This is a genomic window from Absicoccus intestinalis, assembly GCF_033971885.1.
In the GTDB taxonomy this organism is placed as follows: Bacteria; Bacillota_I; Bacilli_A; order Erysipelotrichales; family Erysipelotrichaceae; genus Absicoccus; species Absicoccus intestinalis.
Genome location: NZ_JALBUS010000007.1, coordinates 84518 through 104939, shown reverse-complemented (window position 1 = coordinate 104939; position 20422 = coordinate 84518). Strand labels below are relative to the sequence as shown.

The window sequence follows — 20422 nt, the reverse complement described above, 5'->3', positions numbered from 1 at the left end:
CGCCTCTTTTAGAGGCAGCATGTAACGGGGTTGCGACTGGCGAGGTTTCAATGGTCGAAGGACCTGCGCAACAACAGGCCCTTATAGGGCATTCAATACCACTAATTTTTATTAGTGGTTTTTATAAATGAAAACGATTTCATATGTTATAATATACTTAAATATGGAGGGAAGTATATGTCTTTAGTTGAAGAAAGATATGAAAAATGGGTGCATCATCCCAATTTGGATCCTCGCTACAAAGATGTCTTAGAAAACATGAGCGAAGAAGAAAAAAATGATGCGTTTTACACAACGATTGAGTTTGGTACAGCGGGTATGCGAGGTTTATTAGGTCCTGGAACCAATCGTATTAATATTCATACCATTCGTAAAGCAACACAAGGTTACGCAAATTATATCAAAAAGAATGGCGAAGAAGCTTGTAAAGCAGGCGTTGCGATTGGTTATGATAATCGACATATGTCTCGTGAATTAGCTTTTGATTGTGCCGACCTCTTAGCGAAAAATAATATTGCTTCATTTGTTTATGATTCTTTGCGTCCAACTCCTATGTTGAGCTTTGCGGTTCGATACAATCATTGTTTCGGTGGGATCATGATCACGGCCAGTCATAATCCGAAAGAATATAATGGCTATAAATTGTATGATGATAAAGGCTGTCAATTGATTCCTGCTTTGGCCGATGCAGTCATCAAAGAAGTGAATGCCATCGAGGATGAATTAGCAATCGATGCCAATTGTACTGAAGAACAAAAGAAATTGATCACTGTTATGGGTGATGATGTGGATCAAGATTACTACAAGCATGTATTAAGCATTCAATTGAATCCAGACGTAAAAAAAGACATCAAGATCGTCTTTTCACCAGAACATGGTACAGCCAATATTCCTGTACGTGACATTTTTAAAATGACTGGCTACACTTGCATTCCGGTAGAAGAACAATGTACACCAGATCCGGACTTCTCTTGTACGCCAACACCAAATCCAGAACAACCTGGTGCGTATGAATTGGCATTGAAATATGCGAAAGAAAATGATGCCGATTTGATCTTGGTTTGTGATCCCGATGCAGACCGTATGGGTGTCGGTGTAAAACACAATGGGGAATATGTTGTCATGACAGGAAATCAATCGGGTTCGGTTGAAATCGAATATATTTGTTCTCAATTGCGTGCGCAACATAAAATGCCTGAACATCCGGTTATGTTCAATACGGTCGTAACGAGTGACTTGGGTGAAAAAGTAGCTGCAGATTATGGTGTTGAAACCGAAAAAACATTGACGGGATTTAAGTTCATCGGTGAAAAAGTAGCCAAATATGAAATAACGCATGAAAAGAATTATGTATTTGGCTATGAAGAGTCGTATGGATCTTTGGTAAAACCATTTGTTCGTGATAAAGATGCCCCACAAGCTTTATTGATTTTGGCAGAAGCTTGTGCATTCTACAAACAACAAGGAAAAGATCTAGTGGATGTGTTGGAAGAATTGTATCAACGTCATGGTACGTATGAAGAATCACAAGTTGCCTTGACTTTATCGGGTGAAGAAGGTGCAAAACGAATCCAAAAGATCTTATCGGATCTTCGTGTCGAAGCACCAAAAGAAATTGCGGGTGTCAAAGTTGTGAAAAGCGAAGACTTCCAGACACAAACAATCCATGAAAATGGCGAAGTACGACCATTGGAAGGATTCACCAAGTCGAATGTATTAAAATACTTCCTAGAAGATGGCAGTTGGGTAGCGGTACGACCAAGTGGTACTGAACCAAAATGCAAATTCTATTATTGTATCCGCGGTACAGATAAAGCCGATGCACATAAGAAAACCGAATTGGCACAAAAAGCAATGTCGGAACTAACGGGTGCATAAAGACATAAGAAAACAGGAATCGTCATGGATTCCTGTTTTTTTTGTTCATTCCTTTTGATAATCAATATCTTTTAAGAATTGTTCAATGCGTACGCAAGCTTCTTTGATGTGATTCAAACTATAGGCATAAGAAATACGGATGAAACCTTCACCATGTGGACCAAAGGCATTGCCAGGTACACATGCTACGTGTTCTTTTTCTAGTAGTTGACTACAGAAAGTTTCACTATTCAGACCTGTCTTTCGAATATCGGCAAATACATAAAATGTACCATGCGGCATATTGGTATGTAGACCCATCGCATTGAGGCGATTTACCAATAGGTTCCGACGATGGTTGTATTCTTCTCGCATCATCACGACATCGGGATAGCCATTCTTCAAAGCTTCAATAGCAGCATATTGACTCGCAACAGAAGCCGACATGATGACATATTGATGAATTTTTGTGATGGCTTTCGATAAAGGGGCATTGGCAAGAATATAGCCAAGTCGCCAGCCTGTCATCGCAAAGGCTTTCGAGAAACCATTAATGACAATGATCTGATCACGGACTTCATCAAATTGGGATAGAGAAGCAAACTCTTGATCAAAACTCAATTCAGCATAGATCTCATCACTTACCACAAAGATACCAGATTCTTTTAAAATAGGTACTAATTTGGCATAGTCCTCATGTGTCATGACCCCTCCGGTCGGATTGGATGGGTAATTGATGATCATGGCTTTGGTTTTTGGACTGATGGCTGCTTTCAGATCTTCTGGTTTCAATTTAAACTCATTTTCTTTGGTCAGAACAATGGGGACACAAACTCCACCGGCTAAAGCAACGGCCGGTTCATAAGCTACATAATTGGGATCCATGACAATGACTTCATCACCTGGATTTAATAGAGCGCGCATGGAAATATCAATGGCTTCACTTCCGCCAACGGTGACGACGATCTCGGTTTGTGGATCGTAGGATTGTTGATAGTGTTCTTTGTGGAATGTAGCAATTTCTTGTCGCAATTCCAATAAACCTCGATTGGCGGTATAGTGTGTCTTGCCATCGGCCATCGAGGCCATGGCGGCCTGGCAAATGTGCCATGGTGTGGAAAAATCGGGTTCACCCACACCAAGGGAGATCACATCATCCATGGTGCTTGCTAAGTCGAAGAACTTGCGGATGCCACTGGGTTTCATTTTTTCAACAACAGTAGAAATGGATTTCATTATGGTGTCACGACCAATCTATCGGTATCATCTTCTTTGATGGATTCCATCAATACACCGGATTCTTTATATTGTTTCAGAACAAATAAGGTTTTTGTTGAGATCACACCATCGACACATGCAATGGAATCGGAAACAAAGCGGGCTACCTCAAACATGGTCTTGCCCTCAACCAAGCATAAAAAGTCACAATCACCACTCAATAAATACATGGTGGTCACTTCCGGATAGTTCGCAATGACCATGGCTGTTTGGTCATAGCCACGATTGCGTTGAGGAGAACAAGAAACTTCGATATAGGCCATTACTTTTTCATTTCGTTGGGCGCGGTTGTAGTTGATTACGGTATGATAACCACATATGATCTTTTTATCTTCTAATTCTTTGATCTGATGGGAGACATCTTCTACATTTTCATTTAAGATATCCGCAAGATCTTGTGGACGTAAACGAGCGTCTTTTTCTAACAAGTCTAATAATTGATTTTGATTCATAAAAACCTCCTTGGAGACATTCTATCATGAATTGAAAAAAGGGGATAGATATAACGATAATGAAAGCGGTTATATACGTTGTGAAACGATTGACAAACAGGGTGGCATTTTCTATAATATGGATGATTGATTAAAGGAGGAATTACTGATATGACAGTAAAAGTTGCAATCAACGGTTTTGGACGTATTGGACGTTTGGCATTCCGTCAAATGTTTGGTGCTGAAGGGTATGAAGTAGTAGCTATCAACGATTTAACAAGCCCTGATATGTTAGCCTATTTGTTAAAATATGATACTACTCAAGGAACGTATGCATTAGCAGATACAGTTGCTGCTGGTGAAGGTTCAATCACTGTTGGTGGAAAAGAAATCACAATTTACAAAGAAGCCGATGCTTCTAAATTGCCTTGGGGTGAATTAGATGTAGATGTTGTATTGGAATGCACTGGATTCTATACTTCAAAAGCAAAAGCACAAGCTCATATTGATGCAGGTGCTAAGAAAGTCGTCATCTCAGCTCCAGCTGGATCTGATTTGAAGACGATCGTTTACAATGTTAACCATAAGACATTGACTCCAGAAGACAAGATCATCTCTGCTGCATCTTGTACAACAAACTGCTTGGCTCCTATGGCTAAAGCATTAAACGAATTGGCTCCAATTAAATCTGGTATCATGACAACTGTTCACTCTTATACTGGTGACCAAATGGTATTGGATGGACCTCAACGTAAAGGAAACAAACGTCGTAGCCGTGCTGCTGCTCAAAACATCGTTCCAAACTCAACTGGTGCTGCAAAAGCTATCGGTTTGGTTGTTCCAGAATTGAATGGTAAATTGATCGGTTCTGCACAACGTGTTCCTACTCCTACAGGATCTACAACGATCTTAGTTGCTGAAGTAGAAGGAAAAGTTACCGTTGATGACATCAATGCAAAGATGAAAGCTTCTGTTACTGAATCTTATGGATACAATGACGAAGAAATCGTTTCTAGCGATATCATCGGAATGCGTTACGGATCTTTGTTTGACGCAACGCAAACAATGGCAGTTGAAACTGGAGACGGAAATACATTAGTACAAGTCGTTTCTTGGTATGATAATGAAAACTCATTCACTAGCCAAATGGTTCGTACAATCAAATATTTCTCTGAATTAGCTTAATTGATGTTCAGATAAAGGAGCACTCTTCGGAGTGCTTTTTTTGTTGGATTGAAAAAAGTGGCTATTTAGAGTATCCTTTAGATACGCATAGAGAGGAATCAACCATGGCGATCAGACAAAAATTATCCGATGAAGATCGGGACGAATTGACCAAAGATGTCAATGATCTTGATAAAGTTTATTTGGAAAAAATGAAAAAAGAAGGAATAGATCCCAAATGGATGGAACAATTCCGTGATTTATCTTTAGAAATGGATAAAAATAAAAAGGAGAAATAGGGAGTGAAGAGAATGAAGCTATACAATAGTTTGACACAAAAAATAGAAACACTAGAACCCATCGTTCCAGGAGAAGTTTCTATGTACGTGTGCGGACCTACTGTGTATAACTATCCACATGTAGGAAACGCCCGGCCTATCGTTGTTTTTGATACATTAAAGAAGGCTTTGGAGATACAAGGCCTCAAAGTGAAATATGTCAGTAACTATACGGACGTGGATGATAAGATCATTCATGCCGCGATTGAAAATAATGTGAGCGAAAAAGAGATTACAGATACTTATATCAAAGCATATGCCCAAACTCGAAGTGACTTACATGCCGATCAGCCGGATGTTACGCCGCGCGTTACCGAAACGATGGATCAAGTCATTGCTTTTATTCAAAAATTGATTGATGATGGCGATGCCTATCAAGTGGATGGCGATGTGTATTTTCGGGTAAGTGCCGATTCGAAATATGGCGAATTATCCCATCAAAACATGCAAGATCTGATGGTTGGTGCACGTATTGATGAAAACGATAAAAAAGAAAATCCCTTGGATTTTACGCTTTGGAAAGCAACCGATGAAGGGATTCAATGGGATACACCATGGTCAAAAGGACGTCCTGGCTGGCATACAGAATGTGTGGCCATGATTCAAGATGTATTTAAAAAACCATTGATCGATATTCATGGTGGTGGTTTGGATCTGAAGTTCCCTCACCACGAGAATGAAATTGCCCAATGTGAGTGTATCAATCATACCCATCTTGCCAATATTTGGGTCCACAATGGCATGATCAATATTAAAGATGATAAAGCTTCAAAATTTGAAAAAATGTCTAAATCCATTGGAAATGTCCAATGGGCCAAAGATTTGATTGCGGAATACGGTGGTAACACCATTCGTTGGATCTTGATATCTACGCATTATCGGGCTCCATTGAATTTATCGAATGAAAGTTTTGCGAGTGCACAAAAAGAATTAGGTCGTATCGAAACCGCCTATCATCAGGCGCAAGTCAAACTTCAGCTGGAAGGGGCTAAGACAAGTGATGAGGTGGACACAACGTTGTGGCAATCTTTCTTGGATGCATTAAACGATGATCTCAATACGCCAAATGCGATATCTACCGTATTTGAAGCCGTGAAACAATTGAATCAATCTTTGCGTACTCGTCAGATCGATACGGCAAAAGTTGGTTCCTTGTTGCATACACTTGAAAAGATGTTGTATGTCTTAGGTATTGTGTTTGAACCTGTTGTATTAACGGAAGAAGATAAAGAAACCTATCAAGCATGGCGTGAAGCGGTCCAAGCAAAACAGTTTGATGTTGCGGATACCTATCGTGCAAAACTACAAGCTAAGGGAATTCTCTAATGGAAATCGTGCATCAAAATGCGATTAGTCTAGCTTGGATGGGAGATGCCATCATGACCATGTATGTGCGCCAACATGTCTTAGAAAAGGGAATCCAAAATCCGCAGAAACTACAACGAATGAGTGCAAAAGTTTGTTCAGCTAAAGGACAATCTGCCCTTTTGGATGCATTGAACCAAGAAGATTTTTTTACGGCGGATGAAAAAGAAATTTTACGACGTGGACGCAATGCCTCTTATCACACCAAAGCAAAAAATGCGACCAGTCAACAATATATGAAAGCGACTGCATTGGAAGCTTGTATCGGTTATTTATACTTATATGATCATGTCGATCGGTTGCATCGGTTGATGGATCGAATCATTCAATTAGGAGACCAATTATGATCGTTTATGGAAAAAATGTCTGGACAACGTTGTCTCAATTTCCGGACCAAATTGAAACTATATATGTGCAACAAGGCATGAAAGATAAAAAACGTATGGTTCAAATTGAGCAGTCACAAATTCCTTATCAATGGATGAATCGAAAACAGTTGGATCGAATGGCTCAAAATGTCCATCATCAAGGGATCGTATGCGTAGTGAAAGATATTCCAACGGTCGAATTAGAGACACTCATTCATCCCAATGGATTGCTGGTTGCTTTAGATGGTATCCAAGATCCACAAAATGTTGGGGCCATCTTACGTACTTGTGATTGTGTCGGGGTCGATGGCATGATCTTAACTAAACACAAAAGTGCGGGCTTGACACCATCTGCCATCAAAGCAAGTACAGGAGCGGCTTATACCGTTCCAACCTGTATTGTCAATAATTTGACCAATACCCTGAAGACTTTAAAAAAACAAGGCTATTGGATCATAGGAACGGATATGGAACAGGCACGGGACTATCGTGAAGGCATTTACGATGTTCCCGTTTGTTTGGTCATTGGCTCCGAAGGCAAAGGAATCAGTCCTTTGGTCAAAAAACAATGTGATTATGTCGTAAAATTACCAATGGAAGGTTCAATCACATCGCTAAATGCGAGTGTGGCTTGTGGTATCTTGCTTTATCAAATACATAGTCAAAGACATCCTCTGTAATCTTTTTTGCTCAAAAGGGAGCAAAATGAAAAGAAATATCAATGAATTGATCTATTACTATTTTATGAATGATGAAGAAGCTTTTTCAGCATTAATTGAAGCTTTTCGACCGACTACGGTTGCCATCATTCAACATCGCTTTCATACCCGCTATGCCGGCGATTATTTGCCACTTTCTGATTGTGTATTGTATGAATGTTTGCAACGTTGTCGCGTCGATCGATGGCCATTTCTAAAATCCTTTTATAGCCGTGTATTGGAAAATCGATTGATCGATGCCCTTCGTATGGAACAAACCCATTCTATTCAAAATTATTATCCAGTTTTTCATTTGGATCAGTCGGTTCGTGAAGATATCGAACACTATGCATCGGATCTCATTGCCGATCCAAAAATGCACATTCACGAAGATGTCATGGTGCATACACAAAAAGATTATTTATATACATTGATGAATCAAAACTTCACCAAAGAAGAATTAGATATTTTGGTTTTGAAGCAACAAGGCTATTCAACCAATGAAATTGCACAACACTATCAATATTCGGTTCGAAAAGTACGTTATATTCTAAGAAAAATTAAAAAATGGGTACAGGTACATTGACAAATTTTTCCATTCAATGGTATCTTTTAAAAGTTAGGAGTGAAATCAAATGGCAGATAAAGTAATTTTGGTTTGTACCGAATGTTTATCAAGAAATTATGTCACACCGAAAAATAAGAAAACCAATACAAAACGTTTAGAAATTCGCAAATATTGTCCAAAGTGTGGAAAGCATACTTTACATAAAGAAACGAAGTGAGAAGATATGGCAAAAGATCAGAAAAAAAATAAAAAAGGTTGGGTGTATTCCCCAGCTAATGTTATGCGTGAGTTAAAGAAAGTAAAATGGCCAAGTGTAAAACAACTTTCAAAAGACAGTCTATTAGTGATCGTCTTTACTGTATTATTTGGCTTATATTTCTTTGTATGTGAATTATTATCAACAGGAATCGTTTCACGGATCGTTGGAAAGTAGGGAGTTGGAATGGCAGATACAGACTTAAAAAAAGAATGGTATGTAGTGAATACATATGCCGGACAAGAAAACCGGGTCAAAGAAAATTTGGAACGTCGTATCAAAACGATGGGTCTTCAGGATAACTTATTTCAAATCGTTGTCGCTGAAGAAAAAGAAATAGAATATAAGAATGGCAAGCCCGTAGAAAAAACCAAAAATTTATTCTCAGGCTATCTTTTGGTGCAAATGATCATGTCGGATGAAGCTTGGTTTGCGGTTCGTAATACTCCAGGTGTTACTGGATTTATTGGTTCGAGTGGTAAGGGAGCCAAACCATTCCCTGTGCCTCAAGCTGAAATTGATTCGGTATTGCGACGTTTAGGAAATCAAGATCTCAATGTAGCTGTGGATTTCCAAGTAGGTGATAATGTTCAAATTTTAAATGGTCCCTTTAAAAATTCAGAAGGTATCGTTGAAAGCATGAATGAAGAGAAAAAAGAAGCAACGGTATTATTGATCTTGTTTGGTCGAGAAACACCTACGGATATTGCTTATCAAGATTTGAAGAAAGTCGAGTAAGACTTTCTTTTTATGCATATGAAAACATTGGTATTTGATCTGGATGGCACGATGTATCGTGGCACACAGATCATCGAAACAGCGAAACAATTTTTAGATCATTGTATTGAAAAAAATATTCCGTATTTATTTTTGACCAATAATTCGATGCGCACCCCACAAATCAATGTGGAGCACATGGAAAAGATGGGCTATACAGGCATTCGCGCGGAGCAATTCTACAATAGTGCCATGGCGAGTTGTCAATTTGTCAAAGAAAAATATACGGGTAGAAAAGCTTATTTCATTGGTGAAAAAGGCATGGAACAAGCCTTATTGGATGCCGGTTTTACCATTACCGATGACCATCCTGATTTTGTTTTTGTGGGATTGACCAAAAAAGGCAACTATGCGATGTATTCTCAAGCATTGACTTGTCTGCTACAAGGAGCAAAACTCATTGGTACGAACAAGGATCGCATCCTGGCCAAACCGGGTGGATTTGAAGTGGGAAATGGCAGTATTGTCGCTATGTTTGAATATGCGACCCATACCCAAAGTCCAGATATTGCCAAACCATCGAAAACGATGCTGGACTTATTTCTTAGCTATTTCCATCTGCATAAAGACGATGTGATCTTAATTGGTGATAACTTAGAAACAGACATTCGTTTAGGTTATGAAAACAATGTACAAACGATTTTTGTAGAAACAGGCGTTCATACACGAAACGATATTGCTCGATTGGATATCCATCCCACTTGGACCGTATCCAATTTGATGGAATGTTTGGAGTATGATACAATACTTCAAGATTGAAAAGAGGAAGGAATATGGAAGATACCTTAAATATTATCTTGATGATCATTTCCGGATTGATCATTATCTTAACATTGCTACAAGGTGGTAAATCCGATGGATTATCGGCTGCATTTACAGGTAGCGGTGATTTGAACTTATTTGCTGTGCAAAAAGAAAGAGGACCCGAAAAAGTCATTAGTCGTTTGACATTGCTTTGTGGTATTGCGTTCTTTTGTTTAGTACTTGCGTTACAAGTCATTTGAGGTTAGGCCATCAAGGCCTTTTTTTGTGGAAGGAGGGAAGTTTATGGAACAAAAAATTCTGGCTTTATTTGATCAAAAACAAAATTGGACACTACACGAAATCGAAGCGACATTGCATTTGCGCTCTACCAATGATTTCGTACAACTTGTCAAAACATTGAATGATCTGGAGGATCAACATGTCCTAATGAATGATCATCATCATTATATGCGTATGGATACCAATCAATATATCGTTGGTAAGCTCAAAGATATTTCACGATTTGAATGGATGGTTTCCGATGGGGTACAGAAAATTTATTTGCCCAAACATAAAAATGACGAACTTTTTGTGGATGATTTGGTCTTGATTGATCGTCAATCCAAAAAAGTGGTCCGTGTCTATGAACATACGATCCAGGAATTAACAGGAACCATGGTCCGTCGAAAGAAACAATTGGTTTTTCGTAGTGACATCGACTATCATTGTGAATTTAAACTCAAGACATTGGATCCTTCCCTTCGTCCGGGTACGAAGGTGGTTGCGCAAATCATAAAGTATACTAGACCGATTGAAATTAGGATTTGTGAGACCATTGGAAAAGAAAACGATCCAGGCGTTGATGTGACGTCGATGTTATATGCCCATAAGGTGCGGATGCATTTTAATGAAAAGGTCCAAAATGAATTGAAAAAAATACCGCATGAAGTGAAGGAGCAAGATCGTAAAGATCGGATCGATCTTCGTAGTTTGATCACTTTTACCATTGATGGCGACGACGCAAAAGATTTTGATGATGCGATCTCTATTGAAAAGAAAGACAGTGGCTATCGTCTCTATGTCCATATTGCTGACGTGAGTCATTATGTTCAAACCAAAAGTGCCATTGATCGAGAAGCCTTTGCCCGCTCAACCAGCATTTATGTATGCGATCGAGTCGTTCCTATGCTCCCATTTGTGTTATCGAATGGAATTTGTTCCCTGAATCCTCATGTGGATCGTTGCACTTTGACAGTGCAAATGGAAATTGACCAGACAGGTCATTGTACATCTTACAAGATCTATCCTTCCTTGATCCATTCAAATCAGCGATGCACCTATCAGAAAGTCAATCAATTATTGGCAGGAAATATGGTTTCGGAATATGCACGGATCAAAGAACAATTATTAGATCTTGAAGCTTGTGCGCATCAGTTGGCCATACAATCCAAAGAGCGTGGTGCGATTCAATTTGAAACCAAAGAGCCAGTCATTCTTCTGAATGAAAAAGGGAAAGCCATTGATGTGTATGAAAAGCAGCGAGGTTATGCTGAAGAAATGATCGAACAATGTATGATCTTAGCCAATGTATGTGTGGCCAATTGTTTACATCAGGCACAACTACCATGTATGTATCGTGTGCATTTAAAGCCAAATCCAGAAAAAGCTAGCACGATCAATACGATGGCATTGGCCTTACATTTGCCTTATGATATCATGCCCGATGAGATTGAGCCCAAAGCATTAGCGCAGTTTTTGGCATCTTTAGAAGATAACGATGCCTATCCGATCATTTCCATGATCAGTTTACGAGCCATGGAAAAAGCGTATTATGATGCAGCGTGTTTGGGTCATTTTGGCCTTGCATTGGAAGAATATTGTCATTTTACCTCACCGATTCGCCGTTATTCCGATTTGGTCGTTCATCGGATGTTGCGAAAATATCTTTTTGAAAAACAAGATCGAAAGCAAGTGTCAAAAGATATGCATTCGATCGATCAACAAGCAAAGCATGTCTCCGAAAAAGAACGGGATGCCATTGCCATTGAGCGATTGGTCAATGACTATAAAAAAGCAGAATATATGCAAAAACATATCGGCAAGGTCTATACCGGTATGATTTCCGGTGTACAGAAATTTGGCTTCTTTGTGGAACTGCCCAATACGATCGAAGGGTTGGTGCCTGTACATACATTGATCGATGATTTCTATAGTTTCGATGAAGATACTCTGACCTTACAAGCACGCTCACAAAAAAAGGCCTATCAATTAGGCCAGAAAGTTCAAGTGGTTTGTACAGGTGTGGATGTACCAAAAGGACATGTTGAATTTGCCCTCACAACAAGCCAAAAATGTGAAAAAGCGTTGATTAATCCATCTTTGTCCACATCCGTTGTGACATAGTCGGCTATGTCCTTGACTTCTGCTTTGGCATTGCCCATCGCTACGCCAATATGGGCAAATTGAATCATTTCCGCATCATTTCCACCATCGCCAAAGGCCATGGTCTCATCTTTATGGATGCCATAGTGCTTGAGCATGGCTGCTATGCCTTTGGCTTTCCCACCACCTAGGGGTATGATGTCAGCAGCAAAATCGATCCATCGAACGATTTGTAGATGATGGGTGTTCTTTAACACTTGCATATCTTGATATTCTTTGGTCGCGATCATCATTTGATAGATATCCTGGTTTAAAAGCGTCTTTAAATCATCGGTGATGGATAACGATTGGTTGGCAATGGTAAAGTAACGTTCCAATTCGGGTTGATAATACGTGGCTTCGAGCTTTTCATTGGTGGTCAGGGCCACTGCTTTATGGATTTGTTTGGCATTGTGTAATACCGTTATCACATCTTTATGGGAGAGCGGATCTGCATAGATCGTTTGATTTTGATCAAAGCAATATTGGCCATTAAAGGTCAAAAAGGCATCAAAATGGATATGGTCAAAATGAGGTACATAGAAACTAGGCCGTCCGGTTGCTAAAACGAGTTTGATTCCTTTGGCTTGGAGTTGATGTAAAGCATGAATGAGCTTGGGTTCGATTTGAGTCGCGCCTAAAGGAATCAGGGTGTTATCAATATCGAAGAAAATGATTTTTATCATGATCAAATTATAATAAGTATGGCTTAGACATGTCAATCTTGGTAGTATCTCTGTCCAAATTGGCACTTGATTTGACCCCTTATATACGATCAGTATAATGGAATTATCAAACGAAGGGAGTGATCAAGATGAATCAAGGACAAGTTGCAGTTGTGTTCTTCATCGTGAATGGTTGCTCTTTTCGAGAGCTATAACTGGATATTTCGTGTATCCAGTTTTTTTCATACTTGATTCAATCATATAAGGAGGATTCAAAATGGATCAAAATTTCAACAAAGTTTTCTGGGATGCATGCGCAAATGGTGATTTTCCGATGGCTGCCGCACAAATAAAAGCAGGTGCAGATGTGAACTATCAAAATGGGGATGGGCGTTCGGCATTGATGCGTGCTGCCAAAAGAGATCGAAAAGATATTGTCCAGTTGCTGATCGATAATGGTGCAGATGTCAATATGACCGATAATAATGGCAAGACGGCATTGATGGGTGCCGCAAAAAAAGGAAATCGTACCATTTGTAAGGCATTGCTTTTAGCTGGTGCCGATGTGAATGCGAAAGACGATCGGGGCAGAACCGCATTGATGCGTGCCGCTTTCCTAGGACGTGATCGTTGTGTGGGGGTATTGTTGGATGCAGGTGCAGATATCAATGCGCAAGATGAAGTTGGTCGTACGGCTTTGATGGAAGCTTGCATTGCCTTTAAAAGAGATACGGTAGCGATTTTGTTGGATCGCAATGCGAATGTGAACTTATTTGATAATAATGGTTGTACCGCATTGATGCGTGCGGCTTATGGCGGATATCCAAGTTTGATTGAAAAATTGTTGGCATATGATGCCGATAAAGATATGGTCGATAAACAAGGACGTACAGCTTTGGATTATGTCCGCGAATCCAATCGTGCTCAATTGGAGCCAATCTTAAGATAATGGGAGCCATAGACTATGAGAGATTATTTAAGTAATGAAGTTCGAAATGTGACCGTTATGGGTCATAGTGGATCGGGGAAAACAGCCGTCATGGAATCTTTATTGTATTTCACAAAGGCGACCGATCGTTTTGGTAAAACGTCAGATGGATCTTCCATGATAGATTTTGATCCGGAAGAAATTAAACGTGGTGCAAGTATTTATACATCCATCATTCCAATTGAATGGGATGATTCGAAAATTAACTTTATTGATACGCCCGGCTATCTGGATTATGTGGGAGAACAAGAAGCTGGTTTTGCGGTTGGCGACAACATTTTAATTGTTACAGATGCTCGTGATCCATTGACTTCAGGAACAAAATTAGCGTATAAAAAGGCAGTTCAAGCCAAAAAGCCAGCCATCTTCTTTATCAATCATCTGGATGATCCGGATACTGATTTTGAAAGTGCCTATGATGCCTTGCGTGAAGAATTTGGTAAAAATGTCATTCCTTTTGAATTACCAATCGTCGAAGAGGGTACCATTGTTGGTTCTGTCAATATCATTCGTAATAAAGCTTGGTACTATAAAGGGCCAAAGGCCAATGAGAGCGTAGCTCAACCAGTACCAGAAGAATTGGAAGATGCCGTGAGCATCTACAAAGATCAGATTGCTGAAGCCGTAGCCATGGGTGATGACGAATTAATGGAAAAATTCTTTTCGGGAGAGGCATTTAGTGATGCGGAATTGACTCGTGGGGTTCGTATCGGTATTCGAAATGGCGAAATTGTTCCGGTATATTCAGGAAGTGCCACAGAGATGATTGGTATTCGTCGTTTGATGGATCTGATCGTTGATTATTTTCCAACGTATTCGGAAAAAGGATTGTATGTCGCAACCACGCCAAAAGGTGAAAAAGTTGAATTAATGACCAGTGAAACAGAGGCATTGACCGCCCAGGTCTTTAAAACGATCATGGATCCTTTTGTTGGTCGTATTTCGTATTTAAAAGTGTTGAGTGGTGTATTGTCGAGTGATTCAACGGTTTATAATGCATCCAATGGACAACCAGAAAAAATCAGCGCGATCTATACAATCAAAGGAAAACATCAAACTGCCATTGGTAAATTGTTTACAGGTGATATTGGTGCTGTTACCAAACTTCAAAATACGCATACCAATGATACGTTGTGTGAAAAAGATAAATTATTGATGGCCGATCCGATTCCATTTGATACCCCTATGTATGGACAAGCTGTTTTCCCTAAGACCAAAAATGACGAAGATAAGTTATCGACGGGTTTGACTCGTTTGTTGGAGGAAGATCCTACTTTTAAAGTGGTGAACAATCCCGAAACCAAAGAAACGGTATTGTATGGTATTGGTGATCAGCACTTAGATGTATTATTAAGCAAATTGGCCAATAAATATAAAGTCAATGTGACACATGCGGATCCAAAAGTAACCTATCGTGAAACCATAACGAAAAAAGCAACCGGAGAAGGCCGTCATAAGAAACAATCCGGTGGACATGGACAATTTGGTCATGTGTTTGTGGACTTTGAACCCAATGCGGACCAAGAAGATATGGTCTTTGAAGAAAAAGTATTTGGTGGAGCTGTTCCGAAACAATATTTCCCGGCTGTTGAGACTGGTTTGCGTGAATGTTGTGAAGCAGGACCATTGGCCGGCTATAAGATGGTCAATTTGAAAACAACATTGATGGATGGTAAATATCATGATGTGGATTCCAGCGAAATGGCATTTAAATTAGCGGCTCACTTGGCTTTCAAAGATGCGATGACCAAAGCCCATCCGATCTTATTGGAACCAATCATGAATGTGACCATTGAGGTGCCAGATAGTTATACAGGAACCATTATTGGGGATTTGAATAAACGTCGCGGTGCCATCATGGGCATGGAACCTGTGGATGATAACCAGATCATTACTGCACAAGTTCCATTGGCGGAAATGTTACGCTATGCTTTAGATCTTCGCAGTATGTCGCAAGGTTTGGGTAGTTACACCATGGAAATGGATCGTTATGATCCAGTCCCTGACAATATTAGTCAGAAGATCATTGCTCAACATCAAAAATAGATCCAAGTTTTCTTGGGTCTTTTTCTTTGAGGGTGTATAATCAAAAAGGCAAGTCAAAACTGATCGAAAGACAGTCATTGACATTATTGCCTATTGATTTATTTACATCGTATCCATTTGGAACGAGAGTAGGAGGAAAAATTGAATATGAATCAATCAAACAGTTCGGTACGTCGTATGGCGGCACTAGCCTTATTGATCGCCATCATTCTTGTCATGTCGTACACACCATTGGGGTATCTACAGATTGGACCCATCCAAATGAGTCTATTAACCATTCCAGTAGCTATTGGTGCTGTTGTGATGGGGCCTGGTGATGGAGCTATCTTGGGTGGTGTTTTTGGTTTGACATCACTGTTTAGTGCTGTGTCGGGTCGAAGTGCGATGGGTACGGCCATGTTTAGTATCAATCCATTGGCATGTTTTGTGGTTTGTGTTGTAGCCCGTGTTTTGATGGGATGGGGTACTGGTTTGATTTTTAAGGCGCTGCATAAGGCTATGCCAAAGAAAGAAAAATTGAATTGTGCTTTAGCTGGTTTATTGGCAGCGGTATTTAATACCATCTTCTTTATGGGATCATTGGTATTGTTCTTTTATCAAACAGAATACATCCAAAATCTAGTTACTTCTTTACATGTTTCCAATCCATTTGCGTTTGTTGCGGTAGTGGTTGGCTTACAAGGCATTTTAGAGGCAGTGTTATGTTGTATTATAACTTGTGCGGTCAGTGTACCTTTGCGCAAGGTCTGGAGCAAATAAACAAAAGTTCAAGTTCGCTTGGACTTTTTTTATGATTCGGACTAGTTGCGATAGTAGGGGAATAGTGTTAAAATTTTATAGAATGAAAGCGTTCATCACGCATTAATAGGAGGAATCGTAAATCATGTTAAAAGGTATTGCGGCAAGTGCTGGTGTATCTGTTGCCAAGGTTTATAAACTAGAAACACCAAAAGCAGTCATCACAAAACAAGAAAATTGTGATGTGGACGAACAATTAAAGAAATTTGATGCAGCACTTGAAAAAACAGTAAAAGATATCGAAGGTGTAAAAGCACGTGCAGCTAAGCGTTTAGCAGCAGATGAATTAGCTGTATTTGATGCACATTTGATGATGGTCAATGACCCAGAATTAGCTGGTCAGATCCAACAAATGATCAAAAATGATAAGGTCAATGCAGAATATGCGACCGAACAAGTAGCTGATCAAATGGTCACTATGTTTGAAAGTATGGATAATGATTATTTCCGTGAAAGAGCAGCTGATGTCAAGGATGTTACTTTCCGTTTAAAATGTAATTTATTGGGATTGGTTATTCCTGATCTAACTGCAATCGATGAAGATTCGATCATTGTAGCGCATGATTTGACACCAAGTGATACAGCGCAATTGAATGAATATGTAAAAGGTTTTGCGACTGAAATTGGTGGCAAGACATCGCATTCCGCCATCATGGCGAACTCTTTGGAAATTCCTGCTGTTGTTGGTTGTCCTGGTGTCATGGATGCATGTAAGACGGGAGATATCTTAGCATTGGATGCTTTAGATGGAGAAGTGATCGTAAATCCCGATGAAGCAACCATTCAAGCCTATAAAGAGAAAGCGGCTGCTTATGCAAAAGAAAAAGAAGAATTACAAGTATTGGTCAATCAGGAAACCGTTACTCCAGATGGTCACAAGGTAGATATTGCTGGTAACATTGGTGGTTTTGATGATGTAGCTGGTGTATTGAAAAATGGTGGTGAAGGTGTTGGCCTTTTCCGTACGGAATTCCTATATATGGGCAGTGATCATTTCCCAACGGAAGATGAACAATTTGAAGCATATAAACAAGTTCTAGAAGGAATGCAAGGTAAACGTGTCGTTGTTCGTACTTTGGATATTGGTGGAGATAAGAAATTATCTTATTATCAATTCCCAGAAGAAATGAACCCATTCTTAGGTTATCGTGCGATTCGTCTATGTTTGAAAGAACAAGATGTATTCCGTACACAACTTCGTGCATTATGTCGTGCATCGGTTTATGGCCGTTTAGCGATCATGTTCCCAATGATCGCAACGATTAATGAATTCCGTCAAGCCAAAGCTATCTATGAGGAAGAAAAAGCCAAATTAATTGCTGAAGGTGTAAAAGTTGCTGACGATATCGAAGTTGGTATGATGGTAGAAATTCCAGCTGCTGCTGCATTGGCTGATCAATTCTCTAAATATGCTGATTTCTTCTCAATTGGTACCAATGATTTGATCCAATATTCAATGGCTGCTGACCGTATGTCTGAACATGTTTCTTATTTATATCAACCATTGAATCCAAGTATCTTACGTTTGGTTAAGATGACCATTGAAGGTGCGCATAAAAATGGAAGCTGGTGTGGTATGTGTGGTGCCATGGCTGGTGATGAATTAGCGGCTCCTGTTCTATTGGGACTTGGATTGGATGAATTCTCCATGAGTGCTACACAAATTCTTCGTGCTCGTAAGACCATCAACAACATGTCTTATGCGGATGCACAAGCATTAGCTGCAGAATGTGTTGAAAAAGAAACGATGGAAGAAGTACAAGAAGTTATTAAAAAACGTTTAGGCAAGTAGTCTAGGAATCATAGCCACAAAAGATCTCTTTTGTGGCTTTTTTTAGTTAGGGGCAAACTATGAAATTTAATGAATATACATATTCTCATATGGAGAAACAAGACATTCAACAACAAGTAGAATCGTTTAAACAACGTTTAGAAACGGCTGATTCTTATGCACAATTTAAAGCAGCTTTTGATGAATTGGATGCATATGATCAGAAGTTGGAATCGAATGTGACGCTTTGTCAAATTCGTCATTCAATCAATACGAAAGATCCTTTTTATCAACAAGAAAATGATTATTGGGATCAAGTATTACCAGAAATTCAATCGAATTTTCATCAAACCGATGCTGTGATCTTACAAAGTCCATATTGTGAGCAATTAAAAAAGGATGTTCCAATCACTTATTTTTTAGCGAAGGAAATGGATCAAGAAACGTTTTCCGATGCGATCATTCCTGAACTTCAAAAAGAAAATGAATTGTCTTCTCAATATCAGGCACTGATTGCGTCCAGTCAGATTGATCTGGATGGAAAGGTATACACCCTTTCTCAATTGGAGCCTTTGATGACTGCCAAAGATCGAAACATTCGCAAAGGGGCCACCAAAGCCTATTGGGGATGGTTTGATCAACATCAAGATGATCTAAATAAGATATATGATCGACTGGTCAAGACCAGAGATACAATGGCTAAAAAACTAGGATATAAGAATTATATTGAACTTGGTTATAAACGAATGTATCGTTTTGATTACGATCAAAAGGATGTTGCGAACTATCGCAAACAAATTGTTGATGTGGTCGTACCGATTGCCCAACAATTATATGAACGACAAACTAAAAGACTTGGCTTGGACCAACTCTATACATGGGACGAAAAAGTGGAATTTAAAGAGGGCAATCCCACACCCATTGATGATATTGATGGGTTATGTCAATCGGCTTTACAGATGTATCAGGAATTGAGTCCTTCTACGGGTACTTTTTTTCAATATATGTTGGATCATGATTTAATGGATCTAGAAGCAAAACCTAATAAAGCACCTGGCGGCTATTGTACATATATTCCTTCTTACAAAAGTCCATTTATCTTTGCGAATGGAAATCATACCAATCAAGATGTGGAAACATTGACCCATGAAGCGGGTCATGCCTATCAAGTGTATTGTTCCCAAGATATAAGACCGAGCGAATGTATTTGGCCGACATATGAGTCGTGTGAAATTCATTCTATGTCGATGGAATTTTTTACCCATCCATGGATGGATCGATTTTTTGGAAATAAAGCCGATGCATATCGGTTTGCCCATGTATCGGGTGCTATTAAATTTTTACCTTATGGAGCTTTGGTAGATCATTTCCAGCATGAGGTGTATGCCCATCCTCAATGGGGTCCTTTGCGACGAATGGATCGTTGGCGACAATTAGAAAAACAGTATTTACCACATAAAAATTATGAAGAAATTCCTTTTTTAGAAAATGGCGGTTGGTGGATGCGTCAATTACATATTTTCATGGATCCTTTCTATTATATTGATTATACCTTAGCACAAGTTTGTGCGTTGGAGTTCTGGTGTCGTAAGGATGACCATGTATTGAAAGATTATCAGCATCTATGTTCTTTAGGGGGGACTTTGCCATTTCGTCAATTGGTAAAAGCAGCTGGGCTGATCGTACCATTGGATCCAGGCTGCTTAGCAAAAACGATGAAACCTGTGTATCATTGGTTAACAAAGGCCAAATATTAAGCTTGAAAAACGTGTTCTATTTCGTTATTATTAACTAGAAAAGCAAAGAATAGAAGGAGTAATCTTTGGTGGCAGGATAGAGAGTCTCTGGTTGGTGAAAAGAGGTCTGTGAAAAAGATGAAGGTAGTCTAG

Annotated in this window: 20 protein-coding genes, 1 pseudogene and 1 other annotated feature (1 of these 22 only partly in view); of the genes and pseudogenes, 18 read left to right on the top strand and 3 right to left on the bottom strand. The window is 39.4% G+C overall.

Annotation, left to right across the window (positions count from 1 at the left end):
* The first annotated feature begins 177 nt into the window (after positions 1 to 177).
* Positions 178 to 1878 (top strand): phospho-sugar mutase, encoded by a 1701-nt coding sequence (locus tag MOZ64_RS06275; RefSeq protein WP_320325736.1) that lies wholly within the window; start codon positions 178 to 180, stop codon positions 1876 to 1878.
* Between the two features lie 45 nt (positions 1879 to 1923).
* On the opposite strand, the gene MOZ64_RS06270 is transcribed toward MOZ64_RS06275, so the two are convergent.
* Positions 1924 to 3093 (bottom strand): pyridoxal phosphate-dependent aminotransferase, encoded by a 1170-nt coding sequence (locus MOZ64_RS06270; RefSeq protein WP_320325735.1) that lies wholly within the window; start codon positions 3091 to 3093, stop codon positions 1924 to 1926.
* On the bottom strand, positions 3093 to 3587 hold the full coding sequence (locus tag MOZ64_RS06265) for an Lrp/AsnC family transcriptional regulator (protein ID WP_320325734.1): 495 nt from the start codon (positions 3585 to 3587) through the stop codon (positions 3093 to 3095). Before MOZ64_RS06265 ends, MOZ64_RS06270 begins: the two co-directional genes overlap by 1 nt.
* A 150-nt stretch (positions 3588 to 3737) precedes the next feature.
* Here MOZ64_RS06265 and gap point away from each other — a divergent pair, with 150 nt between their 5' ends.
* From gap to rnr, 12 genes are all read left to right on the top strand, one after another.
* Entirely contained in the window at positions 3738 to 4751 is a 1014-nt protein-coding gene (gap, locus tag MOZ64_RS06260) for a type I glyceraldehyde-3-phosphate dehydrogenase (protein WP_320325733.1), read from the top strand.
* Positions 4752 to 4855: 104 nt separating this feature from the next.
* Positions 4856 to 5029, top strand: a complete 174-nt coding sequence (locus tag MOZ64_RS06255) for a hypothetical protein (protein WP_320325732.1) — start codon at positions 4856 to 4858, stop codon at positions 5027 to 5029.
* Positions 5030 to 5041: 12 nt separating this feature from the next.
* Complete coding sequence (cysS, locus tag MOZ64_RS06250) at positions 5042 to 6394, top strand: cysteine--tRNA ligase (protein ID WP_320325731.1); 1353 nt, start codon at positions 5042 to 5044, stop codon at positions 6392 to 6394.
* Positions 6394 to 6780 carry a Mini-ribonuclease 3 gene (locus MOZ64_RS06245; RefSeq protein WP_320325730.1) on the top strand — a complete coding sequence of 129 codons (387 nt, stop codon included), beginning with the start codon at positions 6394 to 6396 and terminating at the stop codon, positions 6778 to 6780. The genes cysS and MOZ64_RS06245 overlap by 1 nt, the downstream gene beginning before the upstream one ends.
* A complete protein-coding gene (gene rlmB, locus MOZ64_RS06240; protein ID WP_320325729.1) occupies positions 6777 to 7481 on the top strand; it encodes a 23S rRNA (guanosine(2251)-2'-O)-methyltransferase RlmB in 705 nt (234 codons plus the stop codon). The genes MOZ64_RS06245 and rlmB overlap by 4 nt, the downstream gene beginning before the upstream one ends.
* Before the next feature lie 25 nt (positions 7482 to 7506).
* Entirely contained in the window at positions 7507 to 8085 is a 579-nt protein-coding gene (locus tag MOZ64_RS06235) for a sigma-70 RNA polymerase sigma factor region 4 domain-containing protein (protein ID WP_320325728.1), read from the top strand.
* Between the two features lie 49 nt (positions 8086 to 8134).
* Entirely contained in the window at positions 8135 to 8284 is a 150-nt protein-coding gene (gene rpmG / locus MOZ64_RS06230; RefSeq protein ID WP_128519633.1) for a 50S ribosomal protein L33, read from the top strand.
* A gap of 6 nt (positions 8285 to 8290) precedes the next feature.
* The gene (secE, locus tag MOZ64_RS06225; RefSeq protein ID WP_320325727.1) at positions 8291 to 8500 is read left to right on the top strand and encodes a preprotein translocase subunit SecE; all 210 of its coding nucleotides are present in this window, start codon (positions 8291 to 8293) and stop codon (positions 8498 to 8500) included.
* A gap of 9 nt (positions 8501 to 8509) precedes the next feature.
* On the top strand, positions 8510 to 9061 hold the full coding sequence (gene nusG, locus MOZ64_RS06220; RefSeq protein WP_320325726.1) for a transcription termination/antitermination protein NusG: 552 nt from the start codon (positions 8510 to 8512) through the stop codon (positions 9059 to 9061).
* Positions 9062 to 9073: 12 nt separating this feature from the next.
* Positions 9074 to 9859 (top strand): HAD-IIA family hydrolase, encoded by a 786-nt coding sequence (locus tag MOZ64_RS06215; protein WP_320325725.1) that lies wholly within the window; start codon positions 9074 to 9076, stop codon positions 9857 to 9859.
* Positions 9860 to 9873: 14 nt separating this feature from the next.
* Positions 9874 to 10104 carry a preprotein translocase subunit SecG gene (gene secG, locus MOZ64_RS06210; RefSeq protein ID WP_320325724.1) on the top strand — a complete coding sequence of 77 codons (231 nt, stop codon included), beginning with the start codon at positions 9874 to 9876 and terminating at the stop codon, positions 10102 to 10104.
* Between the two features lie 43 nt (positions 10105 to 10147).
* A complete protein-coding gene (gene rnr / locus MOZ64_RS06205; protein WP_320325723.1) occupies positions 10148 to 12247 on the top strand; it encodes a ribonuclease R in 2100 nt (699 codons plus the stop codon).
* A gap of 14 nt (positions 12248 to 12261) precedes the next feature.
* Here rnr and MOZ64_RS06200 read toward each other — a convergent pair.
* Positions 12262 to 12951, bottom strand: a pseudogene (locus MOZ64_RS06200) (Cof-type HAD-IIB family hydrolase); the annotation flags it as partial.
* Between the two features lie 256 nt (positions 12952 to 13207).
* Here MOZ64_RS06200 and MOZ64_RS06195 point away from each other — a divergent pair.
* The 5 genes from MOZ64_RS06195 to MOZ64_RS06175 all read left to right on the top strand — a co-directional run bounded on the left by MOZ64_RS06195 (position 13208) and on the right by MOZ64_RS06175 (position 20290).
* On the top strand, positions 13208 to 13879 hold the full coding sequence (locus MOZ64_RS06195) for an ankyrin repeat domain-containing protein (RefSeq protein WP_320325722.1): 672 nt from the start codon (positions 13208 to 13210) through the stop codon (positions 13877 to 13879).
* Between the two features lie 15 nt (positions 13880 to 13894).
* Positions 13895 to 15964, top strand: coding sequence for an elongation factor G (gene fusA / locus MOZ64_RS06190; RefSeq protein WP_320325721.1), 2070 nt, complete (start codon positions 13895 to 13897; stop codon positions 15962 to 15964).
* Positions 15965 to 16111: 147 nt separating this feature from the next.
* Positions 16112 to 16723 carry an ECF transporter S component gene (locus MOZ64_RS06185; protein WP_320325720.1) on the top strand — a complete coding sequence of 204 codons (612 nt, stop codon included), beginning with the start codon at positions 16112 to 16114 and terminating at the stop codon, positions 16721 to 16723.
* 124 nt (positions 16724 to 16847) lie between these two features.
* Entirely contained in the window at positions 16848 to 18554 is a 1707-nt protein-coding gene (gene ptsP, locus MOZ64_RS06180; RefSeq protein ID WP_320325719.1) for a phosphoenolpyruvate--protein phosphotransferase, read from the top strand.
* 59 nt (positions 18555 to 18613) lie between these two features.
* The gene (locus MOZ64_RS06175) at positions 18614 to 20290 is read left to right on the top strand and encodes a M3 family oligoendopeptidase (RefSeq protein WP_320325718.1); all 1677 of its coding nucleotides are present in this window, start codon (positions 18614 to 18616) and stop codon (positions 20288 to 20290) included.
* Positions 20291 to 20326: 36 nt separating this feature from the next.
* Positions 20327 to 20422: a binding site (T-box leader), on the top strand; it runs 108 nt beyond the window's last position.

Bases quoted from the DNA above. Each gene is read 5' to 3' on its own strand.
- MOZ64_RS06275 (WP_320325736.1), top strand. From the start codon at position 178: ATGTCTTTAGTTGAAGAAAGATATGAAAAATGGGTGCATCATCCCAAT.
- MOZ64_RS06270 (WP_320325735.1), bottom strand. From the start codon at position 3,093: ATGAAATCCATTTCTACTGTTGTTGAAAAAATGAAACCCAGTGGCATC.
- MOZ64_RS06265 (WP_320325734.1), bottom strand. From the start codon at position 3,587: ATGAATCAAAATCAATTATTAGACTTGTTAGAAAAAGACGCTCGTTTA.
- gap (WP_320325733.1), top strand. From the start codon at position 3,738: ATGACAGTAAAAGTTGCAATCAACGGTTTTGGACGTATTGGACGTTTG.
- MOZ64_RS06255 (WP_320325732.1), top strand. From the start codon at position 4,856: ATGGCGATCAGACAAAAATTATCCGATGAAGATCGGGACGAATTGACC.
- cysS (WP_320325731.1), top strand. From the start codon at position 5,042: ATGAAGCTATACAATAGTTTGACACAAAAAATAGAAACACTAGAACCC.
- MOZ64_RS06245 (WP_320325730.1), top strand. From the start codon at position 6,394: ATGGAAATCGTGCATCAAAATGCGATTAGTCTAGCTTGGATGGGAGAT.
- rlmB (WP_320325729.1), top strand. From the start codon at position 6,777: ATGATCGTTTATGGAAAAAATGTCTGGACAACGTTGTCTCAATTTCCG.
- MOZ64_RS06235 (WP_320325728.1), top strand. From the start codon at position 7,507: ATGAAAAGAAATATCAATGAATTGATCTATTACTATTTTATGAATGAT.
- rpmG (WP_128519633.1), top strand. From the start codon at position 8,135: ATGGCAGATAAAGTAATTTTGGTTTGTACCGAATGTTTATCAAGAAAT.
- secE (WP_320325727.1), top strand. From the start codon at position 8,291: ATGGCAAAAGATCAGAAAAAAAATAAAAAAGGTTGGGTGTATTCCCCA.
- nusG (WP_320325726.1), top strand. From the start codon at position 8,510: ATGGCAGATACAGACTTAAAAAAAGAATGGTATGTAGTGAATACATAT.
- MOZ64_RS06215 (WP_320325725.1), top strand. From the start codon at position 9,074: ATGCATATGAAAACATTGGTATTTGATCTGGATGGCACGATGTATCGT.
- secG (WP_320325724.1), top strand. From the start codon at position 9,874: ATGGAAGATACCTTAAATATTATCTTGATGATCATTTCCGGATTGATC.
- rnr (WP_320325723.1), top strand. From the start codon at position 10,148: ATGGAACAAAAAATTCTGGCTTTATTTGATCAAAAACAAAATTGGACA.
- MOZ64_RS06195 (WP_320325722.1), top strand. From the start codon at position 13,208: ATGGATCAAAATTTCAACAAAGTTTTCTGGGATGCATGCGCAAATGGT.
- fusA (WP_320325721.1), top strand. From the start codon at position 13,895: ATGAGAGATTATTTAAGTAATGAAGTTCGAAATGTGACCGTTATGGGT.
- MOZ64_RS06185 (WP_320325720.1), top strand. From the start codon at position 16,112: ATGAATCAATCAAACAGTTCGGTACGTCGTATGGCGGCACTAGCCTTA.
- ptsP (WP_320325719.1), top strand. From the start codon at position 16,848: ATGTTAAAAGGTATTGCGGCAAGTGCTGGTGTATCTGTTGCCAAGGTT.
- MOZ64_RS06175 (WP_320325718.1), top strand. From the start codon at position 18,614: ATGAAATTTAATGAATATACATATTCTCATATGGAGAAACAAGACATT.